Source organism: Rubellimicrobium mesophilum DSM 19309, assembly GCF_000600335.2.
GTDB lineage: Bacteria > Pseudomonadota > Alphaproteobacteria > Rhodobacterales > Rhodobacteraceae > Rubellimicrobium > Rubellimicrobium mesophilum.
In genome coordinates this window covers 21,760-34,678 of the sequence record NZ_KK088568.1, presented here as the reverse complement: position 1 = coordinate 34,678, position 12,919 = coordinate 21,760, and the positions used below count along the sequence as shown (strand labels likewise).

At 70.3% G+C, this 12,919-nt stretch carries 11 protein-coding genes and 2 pseudogenes; 5 read left to right on the top strand and 8 right to left on the bottom strand.

All coding sequences use genetic code 11. The features are described 5' to 3' along the window. Positions 1–143: 143 nt before the first annotated feature. Positions 144–776 carry a J domain-containing protein gene (locus tag RUMESO_RS10050; RefSeq protein ID WP_037280002.1) on the bottom strand — a complete coding sequence of 211 codons (633 nt, stop codon included), beginning with the start codon at positions 774–776 and terminating at the stop codon, positions 144–146. Positions 777–867: 91 nt separating this feature from the next. On the opposite strand from RUMESO_RS10050, the gene RUMESO_RS10045 reads away from it, so the two are divergent. Next, positions 868–1,125, top strand: a complete 258-nt coding sequence (locus tag RUMESO_RS10045) for a BolA family protein (RefSeq protein WP_037280001.1) — start codon at positions 868–870, stop codon at positions 1,123–1,125. 3 nt (positions 1,126–1,128) lie between these two features. Here the strand turns inward: RUMESO_RS10045 and RUMESO_RS10040 are convergent, their stop codons facing one another. Next, positions 1,129–1,680: a DUF4177 domain-containing protein gene (locus tag RUMESO_RS10040; RefSeq protein ID WP_051521201.1), complete on the bottom strand. Its 552-nt coding sequence runs from the start codon at positions 1,678–1,680 to the stop codon at positions 1,129–1,131. Positions 1,681–1,739: 59 nt separating this feature from the next. After that, positions 1,740–3,245, bottom strand: a complete 1,506-nt coding sequence (gene gatB, locus RUMESO_RS10035; protein WP_037280000.1) for an Asp-tRNA(Asn)/Glu-tRNA(Gln) amidotransferase subunit GatB — start codon at positions 3,243–3,245, stop codon at positions 1,740–1,742. A 284-nt stretch (positions 3,246–3,529) separates the two neighbouring features. Between gatB and RUMESO_RS10030 the strand changes: the two genes are divergently transcribed. Both RUMESO_RS10030 and RUMESO_RS10025 read left to right on the top strand, forming a co-directional pair. Beyond that, complete coding sequence (locus RUMESO_RS10030) at positions 3,530–4,093, top strand: transglycosylase SLT domain-containing protein (RefSeq protein ID WP_051521200.1); 564 nt, start codon at positions 3,530–3,532, stop codon at positions 4,091–4,093. A gap of 259 nt (positions 4,094–4,352) precedes the next feature. After that, positions 4,353–5,096 (top strand): transglycosylase SLT domain-containing protein, encoded by a 744-nt coding sequence (locus RUMESO_RS10025; RefSeq protein WP_051521199.1) that lies wholly within the window; start codon positions 4,353–4,355, stop codon positions 5,094–5,096. Between the two features lie 69 nt (positions 5,097–5,165). On the opposite strand, the gene RUMESO_RS10020 is transcribed toward RUMESO_RS10025, so the two are convergent. Together RUMESO_RS10020 and pepN are read right to left on the bottom strand one after the other, a co-directional pair. Next, positions 5,166–6,026, bottom strand: coding sequence for a lysophospholipid acyltransferase family protein (locus RUMESO_RS10020; RefSeq protein ID WP_082483666.1), 861 nt, complete (start codon positions 6,024–6,026; stop codon positions 5,166–5,168). A 138-nt stretch (positions 6,027–6,164) separates the two neighbouring features. Further along, positions 6,165–8,719: pseudogene (gene pepN / locus RUMESO_RS10015) on the bottom strand (aminopeptidase N). A 99-nt stretch (positions 8,720–8,818) separates the two neighbouring features. Here pepN and RUMESO_RS10010 point away from each other — a divergent pair. Beyond that, positions 8,819–9,229, top strand: a complete 411-nt coding sequence (locus tag RUMESO_RS10010; protein ID WP_051521198.1) for a hypothetical protein — start codon at positions 8,819–8,821, stop codon at positions 9,227–9,229. 63 nt (positions 9,230–9,292) lie between these two features. Here RUMESO_RS10010 and RUMESO_RS10005 read toward each other — a convergent pair whose 3' ends face one another. Genes RUMESO_RS10005 through RUMESO_RS09995 form a run of 3 tightly spaced genes read right to left on the bottom strand, consistent with a single transcriptional unit; the run spans position 9,293 to position 10,563 of the window. Next, entirely contained in the window at positions 9,293–9,748 is a 456-nt protein-coding gene (locus tag RUMESO_RS10005; RefSeq protein WP_037279997.1) for an SRPBCC domain-containing protein, read from the bottom strand. A gap of 13 nt (positions 9,749–9,761) precedes the next feature. Beyond that, entirely contained in the window at positions 9,762–10,229 is a 468-nt protein-coding gene (locus RUMESO_RS10000) for an SRPBCC family protein (protein WP_037279996.1), read from the bottom strand. Beyond that, the gene (locus tag RUMESO_RS09995) at positions 10,222–10,563 is read right to left on the bottom strand and encodes an ArsR/SmtB family transcription factor (protein WP_037279995.1); all 342 of its coding nucleotides are present in this window, start codon (positions 10,561–10,563) and stop codon (positions 10,222–10,224) included. The genes RUMESO_RS10000 and RUMESO_RS09995 overlap by 8 nt, the downstream gene beginning before the upstream one ends. A 134-nt stretch (positions 10,564–10,697) precedes the next feature. Here RUMESO_RS09995 and RUMESO_RS09990 point away from each other — a divergent pair. Beyond that, positions 10,698–12,895 (top strand): annotated as a pseudogene (locus tag RUMESO_RS09990) (malate synthase G). Positions 12,896–12,919 lie beyond the last annotated feature (24 nt).

Here is a 12,919-nt window from a genome sequence, read left to right as displayed (position 1 = left end):
GCGCCGCAGGCGTTCGGGCCCGCTGGAAGGGCCTCGGACCACGATGCGCACGGAAGGTCTGGCTGCGGGCCCGACGGGGCAGGATCACGAGTGACGGGTTGGACGGCGTCCGCGGCGCGAGTGCCGCCGACGCTTCCCTCCCTTCACTGGTCCTTGAAGTTGCGGCTGTCCTTGATCTGGTCCCAGGCCCAGACGACCTCGGCCAACTGCTCCTCCTGCGACCGGTCGCCGCCGTTCATGTCCGGGTGAAGGACCTTGACCAAGGCCTTGTAGGCCTTGCGGATCTCCGGCTTGGTCGCGGTGTCGCGCACGTCGAGGATCTCGCAGGCGCGCCGCTCGGTCGGAGGCAGCCGCCGGGTGCCGGCGTTGACCCCGGGGTTGCGGGTCGCATTCTCGCCCAGGACCTGGTGCGGGTCGTCCACGCCCAGACGGGCCCAGGCGCGCTGCTCGTCGCTGCGCTTGCCGAAGGGCTTGGTGTCGCGGCCCCAGACGCGGTCGCTCTGGACCTGGTCGAGGAACTCCTGCTCGGTCACGCCCTGGAAGAAGTTCCACTTCAGATTGTACTCGCGGACGTGGTCCTTGCAGAACCACCAATAGTCGTCGAGCGAGTCGGGCGACTTGGGCGCGCGGAAGGCGCCCCGCTCCTGGCAGCCGGCATGATCGCAGACCCGGGTCGAGGTCTCCGACGCCCCGGTCATGCCGCGCCGGCCGCGCGGGTTCTTCTTCTTGGAGCTCGACACCGACATGTCGAAGCCGAAGGGATCGTTCTTGACCATCAAGCAGGGCCTCGCAGTACCGATCTTTCCGTTCCGGACGCGCGAGTTTAGTCATCGGGACGCCGGATAGAAGGGGGCAGGGGTCAAAAAGATGAGCATTGCGGACGAAATCCGCCAGCGACTCGAGTCGGCGTTCCAGCCGTCGCGTCTCGATGTGCTGGACGAGAGCGAGGGACATAGGGGTCACGCGGGCTGGCGTGAAGGGGGCGAGACGCATTGGCGCATCCGCATCGACGCGCCGGCCCTCGCGAATCTGTCGCGGGTCCAAAGGCACCGGGCGGTCCACGCGGCGCTGGGGCCCGAGATCATCGGGCGCATCCACGCGCTGGCTCTGGAGGTCGGGGCCTGAGCGCTACTCCACCGCCCGTCGCGATTCGGAGTCGGGACGGGACAGGGACTCGCCCAGGGCCTGGGACAGGTCGTCGAGGAAGGGGTGCCGGGGGAGCGGAGGCTCGGCCGGCACTCCCCGGTCGCCGACCAGGGTCAGCGTCGGGGCCGGGGGCAGCGGGACGGCAGGGGCCGGCACGTTCGCCGCGTTCGGGGAGGTGGGAAGCGGCGTGAAGCGGCTCGCCGCCGGGGCCGCCGGAGGAGGCGTGGTCACCGAGGCCGCCGGAGCGAGCGTCACGGGGGGCGGCATGGCGGCGCGCGGCGCCTGGACCCCGGCCTCGCCCAGCGGCCGGCGGAAGACGAGGAGGGTCTGGAACACCGTCGCGGGCCGGCTGAACCACCCGGACCTCTGCTCGCACGGCAGGGTGTCGGAGCGCACGAACTCCCAGCCCTCGGAGGCCATGCGGTTCATCTCGGCCTCGACAGCGCGGGCGAAGCGGTCCTCGGGCCGGCGCGCGCCCTTGGCCTTCACCCCCCGGCGGGGCGCCGGAACGACGCGGTATTCATGGGACGACATGGACGGACCCCCTGGCTCGGCTCGAAGGATAACCGAACCGGGGCGCCCGTCCACCGGTTTCAGAGGCCCAGCTTGGCGTTCACCAGCGCGTTCACGGCCGCCGGATTGGCCTTGCCGCCGGTCGCCTTCATCACCTGGCCCACGAACCACCCGGCAAGCTTGGGGTTCGCCCTGGCCTTCTCGACCTGAGCCGGGTTCGCGGCGATCACCTCGTCCACCGCCGCCTCGATGGCGCCGGTGTCCGTGACCTGCCGCATCCCGCGCGATTCCACGATCCCGCGCGGGTCGCCGCCCTCGGTGTAGACGATCTCGAACAGGTCCTTGGCGATCTTGCCCGAGATGTCGCCGCTCGCGATCAGGTCGATGATGCCGCCGAGCTGCTGCGGGGAAACCGGGCTTTCCGCAAGGGCATGGCCCTCCTTCTTCAGGCGCCCGAACAGGTCGTTGATGACCCAGTTCGCCGCCTGCTTGCCGTCTCGGCCCTGCGCCACTGCCTCGAAGAAGACCGCGTCCTCGGTGTCCGCCGTGAGCACCGAGGCATCGTAGTCCGACAGCCCGAAGTCGCGCACGAAGCGCGTCTTCTTCTCGTCCGGCAGCTCCGGCAGGCTCGCCGCGAGGTCATCCACCCAGGCTTGCTCGATCTCCAGCGGCAGGAGGTCGGGGTCGGGGAAGTAGCGGTAGTCGTGCGCCTCCTCCTTGGAGCGCATCGACCGCGTCTCGCCCTTCTCGGGATCGTAGAGCCGCGTCTCCTGCACGACCTTGCCCCCGTCCTCGAGGATGGCGATCTGGCGCCGCGCCTCGTGGTCGATGGCCTGCTGGATGAAGCGCAGCGAGTTCATGTTCTTGATCTCGCAGCGCGTCCCGAGCCCCGAGGCGTCGCCTTCGAGGAAGCGCTCGTAGGTGCCGGGCCTGCAGACCGAGACGTTCACGTCCGCCCGCAGGTTCCCATGCTGCATGTCGCCGTCGCAGGTGCCGAGATAGCGCATGATCTGGCGGAGCTTCGACACGTAGGCGGCCGCCTCCTCCGGTCCCCGGATGTCGGGGCGGCTCACGATCTCCATCAGTGCGACGCCCGTGCGGTTCAGGTCCACGAAGGACATGGTCGGGTCCATGTCGTGGATCGACTTGCCGGCATCCTGCTCGACGTGGATGCGCTCGATCCGCACGCGGCGCACGCCGCCGCCGACCTCGACCAGCACCTCCCCCTCGCCCACGAGAGGGTGGTAGAGCTGGCTGATCTGATAGCCCTGCGGCAGGTCCGGGTAGAAGTAGTTCTTCCGGTCGAAGGCCGAGACGAGGTTGATCCTCGCCTTCAGCCCCAGCCCCGTCCGCACCGCCTGGGCGATGCAGCCTTCGTTCACCACCGGCAGCATCCCCGGCATCCCGGCGTCGATGAAGCTCACCTGGCTGTTGGGCTCGGCGCCAACGGCGGTCGAGGCGCCGGAGAAGAGCTTGGCGGCGGTGGCGATCTGGGCATGGACCTCGAGGCCGATGACCAGTTCCCAGGGGCCCGTGACCCCCTCGATGACCTTGGGCTTGGGCGCCGGGACGGACAGATCGAGCATGGCCAGGGTCTCCGTTCGGGGATTCGGCTGCGGTCCTAGGAGGATGCGCCGAATTCCGCAAGAAGGACGACCTGTCCCCAGGTTTCGACCGATGCCTCGCTTGACCGGCGACTCTCCGCTTATCACGCCCGCGTGAATCCGCCGGATTCCGCCCAGAACGGGGGGTCTGGAACTTTGCAGGTTTACGCGCGCGTCCGGGCCCGCTTCGTCTTGCGTCCATGCAAGACCAAGAAAAGACATCCCGTATCAAGACTGCAACGCTCGGCGCGGCGATTCCGTTCCTGATGCTTGCCGCTCTCGGCGCCTGCGCCCCGCAATCTCAGGTGGAGGCGGTCGTCCCGGAAGCGCTTCCGGTCATGGCCTGGGATCACCAGGGCCCTCACACCGACCAGTGGACCGAAGCGACGCTCGAGGCCCTCAGGTCGCAGGGGGCCGCGCTGCTCTCCGAGGTTCCTGGCGACATCGGGACCTGGTGCCCCCACTACGTGCAGGCCGAGCCGGAGGAGCGTGCGGCCTTCTGGGCGGGCCTGCTCTCGGCGCTGGCCCGCTTCGAGAGCACCTGGAACCCCCGGGCCGTCGGCGGTGGCGGGCAGTGGTTCGGTCTCGTCCAGATCTCCCCCGGCACCGCCCAGAGCTATGGCTGCGCCGCGGACTCGGGGCAGGAGCTGACGGACGGCGCCGCCAACCTGCAATGCGCGGTGCAGATCGCGTCGCGGACGGTGACGCGGGACGGCGTCGTGGCGGCCGGGGGCGGGGGATTCGCGGCCGACTGGGGACCTTTCGCCTCGGCGGAGAAGCGCCAGCAGATGGCCCAATGGGTGTCAAGCCAGAGCTACTGCCAGGGGTGACGTTTCCACGTGAGGTGAGGCTTGGCGTCCAAGTCTCTGAAAGCGTGAGGAAAATACCTGTTTGGCGAATCGGAGGACGTGAGTCATGTTGAACGCGCTGCACGTGGCACGTTGGACCCTGGGGGGACGCTTCGCCGTGATCGCGGGGCTGGCGGCTTCTGCCGAGCCGCTGGCCCCAATGCCGCCCGGGGCGCCGGTTCCATCGTCCGCGGTCCAGACCGCTGCAGCGCTCCGAGTCTCCGTAGCGCCGGCGCAGCCGATGGCCGACGCGCCCCTCCGCCCCCAAATGCGCGCCCTGGCCAGCATCCCCGTCGAGATCGCCGTCCAGACCGGCGCCGCCCTCCGCCCCGAAGCACGCCCGGTCTTCACCGCCGAGGCGCGCTGGGACGGCAAGGCCCAGGGTGAGGCCTGGAGCGTCGCCGCCATGAAGGCCATCGAGGAGGCGCCCCGCGACCTCACCGACCTCGTTCCCGCCGATATCGACGGCTGGTGCCCCGGCTACGAAGACAACCCGGCCCACCTGCGCGCCGCCTTCTGGGTCGGCACCGTCTCGGCGCTCGCCCGCTTCGAGAGCAACTTCAACCCGCAGGCCCAAGGCGGCGGCGGCGCCTGGCAAGGCCTCCTGCAGATCACGCCCTCGACGGCGCGGCTCTACGGCTGCGACGCGACCACGGCGGCGGAGCTTCGCGACGGCGTGGCCAACCTGCAATGCGCGATCCGCATCATGTCGCGTACCGTGACGCGCGACGGCGTGGTCTCGGCGGGGGACGAGGGGATCGCCGCCGACTGGGGCCCCATGTCCAATCCCAATCTGCGCGAGCAGATGCGCGACTGGGTGAGCCAGCAGAGCTACTGCGAGAAGACCACCGCGGTCATGGCCTCGCTTCGCCCGGTGGCCCGACCCGAATCCGAGATCCCGGAGACCATGGTCGCCTCGGCGGAGATCCCGCACGGCGACCTCGGCATTCCCATGGCCATGGCCTTCCTGGAAACGAGTCCGTAGCCCGGCCGACCCGTCCCACGGTCGCCGGCCTGCCCGGGGGTTCGCGAGAGCTCCCGGGCCTTTTTCGTCTCAGAACCGCAGGGCGGGCTTCCGCGTCGCGGAGAGCATGCTGACCGTCTGGTCCTCGCGCCCGCCGAGCGCGAGCGTGGCCTTGCGCAGCAACTCGATCCCGTCCTCGGAGGAGGCGGGCAGCGAGGCGGGCGAGATCTCCTCGCCCACGGTCACGACATAGGGCTGCTTGGCCTTGTTCAGCATCTCGTGGAAGAGCGTGATGTCCCGCAGCGTGGGATGGATCAGGTCGAAGAGGTAGAAGAGCACCGAGTTGCGCGCCCGGATGTTGACCGGGATCACCGGCAGCTCGAACTTCCGCGCGAGCATGGCGGCCGAGGCCATCCAGGGGCGCTCGTGCAGGCGCAAGCCTTCGCGCTTGGCAAGCCGCCCGGAGGGGAAGATCACGCCGAGCCGCCCATCCTCGACCGCCTGCTTGGTGTAGGCCATCGTCTCGCGCGTCTTGGCGTGGCTGCGCTTCTCGAGCCGCCATTCGACGGGGGCGATGGAATCGGCCATCTGCGGCAACACGCGCAGGATGTCGCGGTTGGCGTAGAAGTAGAGGTCGGGCCGGATCGGCGACAGGATGTGCCAGAGCACGATCCCATCCGCGATGCCGGTCGGGTGGTTCGCGACGATCATCGCGGGCCCTTGCCGGGGGATGTTGTGGAGCCCCGCGACCGTGACCTCGCGGGCGAGCAGCTCGCCCAGCTCGCCCATGAGCTGGGCGGTCGTCTTGTTCTCGAAGCTCTCGCCGATGGCGACCGTCTTCTCGTAGGAGAGCGCCTTGTCGAGGATCCTCCGCGCGGGCTTCACGAGCGGCGACCCGCTGGCCAGCCACGGCGCGCGTTCCTCGATCAGGGGGTCGATCCGGTCTCTCATTCTCTGTGTCACCGAGTGCTGTCCGTGGCTCACCCGTGACAGGGCCGGCCCACAAATTCGTGACGCCAGAGGTATTGCGAGAGTGTGACTTCGGCAACCCCTCGCCCGAATAGGCGGCAAGGGGTTGCAAGCCGCCGCTTATCCGAGCAGCCGCCCCACCATCTCGGAGAGGTCCCGGGACAGGCCGGGGGTGCCACGGATGCGCTCCAGCTCGGCCCGCGCCTTGCTCTGCCGGCCCTCCTCGAGCCGCCGCCAGGTCTCGAAGGCGCCGGACATCCGCGCCGCCATCAGCGGGTTCGCGGCGTCGAGGCGGATGAGCCAGTCCGCGAGGAAGCGGTAGCCCGCGCCGGACGGATCGTGGAACCCCGCCGGGTTCATGGCGAGCGCTCCCAGGACCGAGCGGAAGCGGTTGGGGTTCTTCCAGTCGAAGAGCGGATGCGTGGTCAGCCGCTCGGCCGTGGCGACGGCGGCCTCGGGCCGCGCGAGCGAGACCTGGAGTCCGAACCACTTGTCGAGCACCCGCCGCTCGCCCTTCCAGCGGTCATGGAATTGCTGCAGCTCGGCCTCGCCCAGCCCCACCGCGAGCAGGGCGCTTAGGGCGGCGACGCTCTGGGTCATGTCGTCCGCGCCGGCGAACTGCGCCCGGGCGCGAACGCCACCGTCCGTGCGGGTCAGCAGGCGCAGCGCGGCGTTGCCGAGCGCGCGGCGGCCCACCGAGGCCGGATCGGGCGAGTAGGGGCCCTGGACCTGCCCCTGGTCGTGGAGCGCGGGCAGGATGTCCCCCAGCCCCCGGGCGAGGTGGTCGCGGATCTCCTCATGGGCCGTCCAGATCGCGAGCGGGTCCACGCGCCGCCCCTCGTCCCAGAGCGCCTGCGCCGTCTCCTCCTGCGAGGGGAGCGCCAGCAGCATCGCCCGATAGGCCGGGTCGAGCCCGTCGTCCCGTAGCGCCGCGAGGAGCGAAGGCGCCCAGCCCGCGTCGATGTCCCGCCCGTCGAGCCGCGCCCGGATCGCACGGCGGGCGAGGGCCTGCCCCGCCTCCCAGCGGTTGAAGTCGTCCGTGTCGTGCGCCAGCAGGAACGCGGCTTCCTCCTCGGGCGCCTCGCGCTCCAGGATCACCGGGGCCGAGAAGCCGCGCACGATCGACGGCACCGGCCGCGAAGCCAGCCCCTCGAAGGTGAAGCTCTGCCGGCCCTCGGTGAGCTCCAGCACGGTCGTCGGCTGCACCTCGTCCCCGTTGGGGTTGAGGAGCCCCACCGCGACCGGGATCACCATCGGCTTCTTCTCCGGCTGGCCCGGCGTCGGCGGCAGCACCTGCGACAGGTCCAGCCGGTAGCGCCCATCCTCCCAGGCCTCCTCGACCTTCACGCGGGGCGTGCCGGACTGCGAATACCAGAGCTTGAACTGCGACAGGTCCCGCCCCGTCGCGTCCTCGAAGACCCTGAGCCAGTCCTCGACCGTCGCGGCGTCCCCGTCGTGCCGCTCGAAGTAGAGGTCGAGCGCCTTCCGATACCCCTCGTCCCCCACGAGGCGCTTGAGCATCCCGATGACCTCGGCGCCCTTCTCGTAGACCGTGGCCGTATAGAAGTTGTTGATCTCCACGAAGCTCTCGGGCCGCACCGGATGCGCCAGCGGCCCGTTGTCCTCGCGGAACTGGCGGGCGCGCAGGTCCACCGCGTCCTGGATGCGCTTGACCCCGTGCCCGCGCAGGTCGCCCGAGAACTGGGCGTCGCGGAACACCGTCAGCCCCTCCTTGAGCGAGAGCTGGAACCAGTCGCGGCAGGTGATCCGGTTGCCGGTCCAGTTGTGGAAGTACTCGTGCGCGACGATGGCCTCGATCCGCTCGTAGTCGGCGTCGGTCGCGGTCTCCGGGGAGGCGAGGACGGCCGAGGAGTTGAAGATGTTCAGCCCCTTGTTCTCCATCGCCCCCATGTTGAAGTCGTCCACCGCGACGATGTTGAACACGTCGAGGTCGTATTCGCGCCCATAGGTGTCCTCGTCCCACTTCATCGAGGCCTTGAGCGACTCCATCGCCCAAGCGCATTTCCCCTCGTCCCCGGGCCGCACCCAGACGGCGAGGTCCACGTGCCGCCCCGACATGGTGGTGAACCTGTCCCGATGCGCGACCAGCTCCCCCGCGACCAGCGCGAAGAGGTAGGCGGGCTTCGGCCAGGGGTCGTGCCACTCCGCGAAGCCGGGGCCGCTCGTCCCGGGGTTGCCGTTCGACAGCAGCACCGGCAGGTCGCTCTCGATCCGCACGTCGAAGACCGCCATCACGTCGGGACGGTCGGGATAGTAGGTGATCCGCCGGAACCCCTCGGCCTCGCACTGGGTGCAGTACATCCCCCTGGAGAGGTAGAGACCTTCGAGCCGGGTGTTCGCCTCGGGATCGTTCTCGACCACCGCCTCCCAGGTGAACTCGCCCTCGGGCACATCGCAGGTGAGTCCCTCGGCCGTGACCTTGGGCTGGACGGGCCGGCCGTCGATCCGCGCCTCGACCAGCCGCAGGTCCTCGCCGTGGAGGAAGAAGGGACCGGGCCTCGCCTCCGGGTTCGGGCGGAACCGGATGCGCGAGGTCACGCGGGTCCCCCCGGCGCCAGCGCGAAGGTCAGATCGACGCCATCCACGACCCAGGGAAAGGGCGCATAGTCCTTGAGGTAGACCGTTCGGGGATCCGCCGCCGTGCCGTCCGCCATGCTCCGATCTCCCTGTCCGCTGCGATGAACAAATCCGAGCCTTGGACGTTAGGAGCCTTGAAACCGGGCCGCAAGGCGGCCGCGACGGAGGACTCGAGCATGTCGGCACCCAACACCAACCTCGACAAGCAGACCCGGCAGCATCGAGGACCGCTGCGCGGCATGTTCGCCGTCGTGCTCTTCGCGCTGGTGCTGCTGGCGATCCTCGGCTTCTGGGCGTTCAACCGGGGCGGCACGCCCGAGGGCGCCGCGACCCAAAACGAGGTCACCACGGGCGAGACCGAGTCCACCGGCGCCAGCGACGCCGTCTCCGCGAACGACACGGCCGACGAGGAATCCGGCGCCGCCGCGACCGACCAGGCGGCCGACCCGGGCGCCGTGACCGTTCCCTCCCAGACCGTGCAGGCCCCGGAGATCGGCCAGCCCGACGACATCAACCCCGGCACCGGGGGCAGCGCCGCGGCGACGCCGACGGACCCGGTCGAGGAGACCCCGACGCAGGACCAGTGATCCCGTCCTTCGGAACAGGTTGGGGGGCGGTCCGCGGGGCCGCCCCTTTTCCGTCGCGCGGGATCAGCCCGCCGAGGCCGTCTGCCGCTCCACCAAGGCGGCGAGCTTGGCCAGCGTCTCCTGCCCTCTCTCGGGGGCGCCATAGCTTTCGGCCACCTTCAGCGACTCGGGCGTCGCGAAGGTCATCACCTGCGTCAGGCGCGTGCCCTCGCCCTCGGGCGCGAGCGTGACCACGACCTCCTTGGCGTCGACCTCCCCCTCCAGGCCGTCCATCAGGAAGACGATGCGGGAGTGGGGCGTCAGCTCGGTCCAGCGATGCCGGTTGGGGAAGGTCATCCCGTGCCCCGTCATGTCGAAGCGCCATTCGCCGCCCACGTGGATGTCGATGGCATGGGTCCGGCAAGCAAAGCCCTCGGGCCCAAACCAGCGGGGGAGGACCTCGGGATCCGTCCAGGCCGCATAGACCTGGGCCGGGCTGGCGCGGAGATGCCGCGTCAGGGTCAACGTGCGATCGTCCATCGCGGATCCTCCCTCAACGGCCCAGCGTGGCGGCATAGGCGCCGAGCTGCTCGGCCACGGTGCCCCAGCCTTGCGAGAACCCCATCTCCTCGTGCGCCTGCGCCGAGGCCTCGTCCTTGTGGCGAGCCACGACGCGATAATCGGTGCCCTCCGGGTGGTCGGCGAAGGTCAGCGTCGCCGTGAACAGGAAGGGCGCGCCGGTGGCGTCCACCGGGCGGAAGTCGGGGCCCAGCGCGCTCGTCCAGGTGAGCCGCTCCTGCGGGACCACCTCCAGGAAGCAGCCGGGCTGGTGGGGGAACTCCTCGCCGTTCATGCTCATGACGATGTCGAAGGCGCCGCCGGGGCGCGGATCGAAGGCGAGGACGCGCGTCACCACGGGCTTGGGCGCGAACCACTGGGGGATGTGCTCGGGGTTGGTCCAGCAGTCCCAGACGGCCGAGCGCGGGGCCTTGAGGATGCGGTGCAGGTGCAGGTCAGCCATGGTCGGGTCCTTTCGTAAGCGTTCGGAGATAGTCTTCGAGCCGGTCGTGCCGGCCCTCCCAGAGGAGCCGCTGCTCCTCCATCCAGGTCCGGGCGGGCGTCAGGGCGCCCACCTTCAGGGTGCAGGTCCGCACGCGGCCCTGCTTGGTCGTCTCGATCAGCCCGCCGTCCTCGAGCTTCCGCAGGTGCTGGAGGAAGGACGGCAGCGCCATGTCGAACGGCGCGGCGAGGTCGGTCACGCTGGCCGGCCCATGGGCGAGGCGGGCGAGGATCGCGCGCCGCGTCGGATCGGCAAGGGACTGGAAGAGGGCGTCGAGCTCCGGATTGTTAGGCATACGACTAAGTAAAACCCACACGCCGATTCGGTCAAGCGAAAACTGAGGTGATCGCCTAACAATTCGGGGGAGGTTGCCTTGGGTCCGTCCCTTGTTCTACCCCTGTCGCCAAGGCGGGACAGAGAGGGGCAGGGATGGAGCAGCGTGTCGAACGATCCGGGCTGCGCGTGGCTGAGGGGCTCGCGCGGTTTGTCGAGGAGCGCGCGCTGCCAGGCACCGAGGTCTCTCCCCAGGATTTCTGGGACGGGCTCTCGTCCCTGATCCACGAGCTGGGCCCCCGCAACCGCGCGCTGCTGGCCCGGCGCGAGCAGCTCCAGTCCCAGATCGACGACTGGCACATCGCGCAGGCCGGCGCCCCCACGACGCGGAGGATTACGAGACCTTCCTGCGCGAGATCGGCTACCTCGTCCCCGAGGGGCCGGACTTCGCCGTCGAGACGCCGCCCACCGACCCGGAGATCGCCCAGGTCGCCGGGCCGCAGCTCGTCGTGCCGGTGACGAACGCGCGCTTCGCGCTTAACGCCGCCAACGCCCGCTGGGGCTCGCTCTACGACGCGCTCTACGGGACCGACGCCTTGGGCGACCTTCCCCGTCCCGGCCCCTATGACCCGGAGCGTGGCGCCCGCGTCGTCGCCTGGGCCAAGGCGCATCTCGACCGCGCCGTGCCCCTCGCCGGGACCTCCTGGGCCAACCTGCGCGGCCTCGCCGTCCAAGGCGAGGAGCTCGCCGCCTGGGCCGGCTCGGGCGGCGGCGAGGGGCTCTCCCTCGCCCCTGACGCCGGGCTGGCCGACCCGCGGCAGTTCGTCGGCCACGCGGGCGACCCCGACAGCCCATCCTCCGTGCTCCTGCGCGCCAACGGCCTCCTGATCGAGGTCATCCTGGACCGCGCCACCCCCATCGGCGCCGCCGATCCCGCCGGCATCTCGGACGTGCGGATCGAGGCCGCGCTCTCCACCATCATCGACTGCGAGGACTCGGTCGCCTGCGTGGACGCCGAGGACAAGGTCCTGGCCTACGGCAACTGGCTCGGCCTCATGCGCGGCGACCTCGAGGACAGCTTCGAGAAGGGCGGGCGCCTGATGACCCGCCGCCTCAACCCCGACCGCGACTACGTGGGCGCCGACGGCCGGGCGATCGGCGTCAAGGGCCGCTCGCTCCTCCTCGTCCGCAACGTCGGCCACCTGATGACCAACCCCGCGATCCTCGACCGCGACGGGCAGGAGGCCTTCGAGGGCCTGATGGACGCCATGGTCACGACCCTCTGCGCGCTCCACGACCTGCGGGCGCCGGGCGGACCCCGGAACACCGTCACCGGCTCCGTCTACGTCGTGAAGCCCAAGATGCACGGCCCCGAGGAGGTCGCCTTCGCCTGCGAGATCTTCGACCGGGTCGAGGAGGTACTGGGCCTCCCGCGCCTCACCGTGAAGCTCGGCATCATGGACGAGGAGCGGCGCACCTCCGCCAACCTCAAGGAATGCATACGCGCCGCGCGCGAGCGGGTGGCCTTCATCAACACCGGCTTCCTCGACCGCACCGGCGACGAGATCCACACCTCCATGGAAGCCGGCCCCATGGTCCCCAAGGGGGAGATGAAGTCGCAGCCCTGGATCAGGTCCTACGAGGAGCGCAACGTCGACATCGGCCTCGCCTGCGGGCTGCGCGGCCACGCGCAGATCGGCAAGGGGATGTGGGCCATGCCCGACCTCATGGCCGCGATGCTGCGCGACAAGATCGCCCATCCCAAGGCGGGCGCGAGCTGCGCCTGGGTCCCTTCGCCCACCGCCGCCACGCTCCACGCGACGCACTACCACCTCGTCGACGTGGCCGCCCGTCAGGAGGAGATCGCCGCGGCAGGCCCGCGCGGCACCCTGCGCGAGCTCCTGACGATCCCGGTTCTCGGCGGCCGCAACCTGTCCGACGCCCAGGTCGCGACCGAGCTCGACAACAACTGCCAGAGCATCCTCGGCTACGTCGTCCGCTGGATCGACCAGGGCATCGGCTGCTCCAAGGTCCCCGACATCCACGACGTGGCGCTGATGGAGGACCGGGCGACGCTGCGCATCTCCTCGCAGGCGCTGGCCAACTGGCTCCATCACGGCATCGTGGACGAGCCGCAGGTGATGGCCGCGATGCGCCGCATGGCCCTGGTGGTGGATCGGCAGAACGCCGGCGACCCCCTCTACCAGCCGATGGCGCCCGACTTCGACGGCTGGGCCTTCCAGGCCGCCTGCGACCTGATCTTCAAGGGCCGCATCCAGCCCTCCGGCTACACCGAGCCGGTCCTGCACCGGCGGCGGATCGAGCGGAAGGCGGCGGCCGCGGCGCAGGGGTAGGGACGGCGCCCGTCCTGTCGCGCA

What these genes read in the sequence shown, in the direction of transcription:
- RUMESO_RS09995 (WP_037279995.1), bottom strand. Translation starts at nt 10,563, where the DNA reads ATGCCTAACAATCCGGAGCTCGACGCCCTCTTCCAGTCCCTTGCCGAT.
- RUMESO_RS10025 (WP_051521199.1), top strand. Translation starts at nt 4,353, where the DNA reads ATGGCCGACGCGCCCCTCCGCCCCCAAATGCGCGCCCTGGCCAGCATC.
- RUMESO_RS10010 (WP_051521198.1), top strand. Translation starts at nt 8,819, where the DNA reads ATGTCGGCACCCAACACCAACCTCGACAAGCAGACCCGGCAGCATCGA.
- RUMESO_RS10040 (WP_051521201.1), bottom strand. Translation starts at nt 1,680, where the DNA reads ATGTCGTCCCATGAATACCGCGTCGTTCCGGCGCCCCGCCGGGGGGTG.
- RUMESO_RS10005 (WP_037279997.1), bottom strand. Translation starts at nt 9,748, where the DNA reads ATGGACGATCGCACGTTGACCCTGACGCGGCATCTCCGCGCCAGCCCG.
- gatB (WP_037280000.1), bottom strand. Translation starts at nt 3,245, where the DNA reads ATGCTCGATCTGTCCGTCCCGGCGCCCAAGCCCAAGGTCATCGAGGGG.
- RUMESO_RS10020 (WP_082483666.1), bottom strand. Translation starts at nt 6,026, where the DNA reads ATGAGAGACCGGATCGACCCCCTGATCGAGGAACGCGCGCCGTGGCTG.
- RUMESO_RS10000 (WP_037279996.1), bottom strand. Translation starts at nt 10,229, where the DNA reads ATGGCTGACCTGCACCTGCACCGCATCCTCAAGGCCCCGCGCTCGGCC.
- RUMESO_RS10045 (WP_037280001.1), top strand. Translation starts at nt 868, where the DNA reads ATGAGCATTGCGGACGAAATCCGCCAGCGACTCGAGTCGGCGTTCCAG.
- RUMESO_RS10030 (WP_051521200.1), top strand. Translation starts at nt 3,530, where the DNA reads ATGCTTGCCGCTCTCGGCGCCTGCGCCCCGCAATCTCAGGTGGAGGCG.
- RUMESO_RS10050 (WP_037280002.1), bottom strand. Translation starts at nt 776, where the DNA reads ATGGTCAAGAACGATCCCTTCGGCTTCGACATGTCGGTGTCGAGCTCC.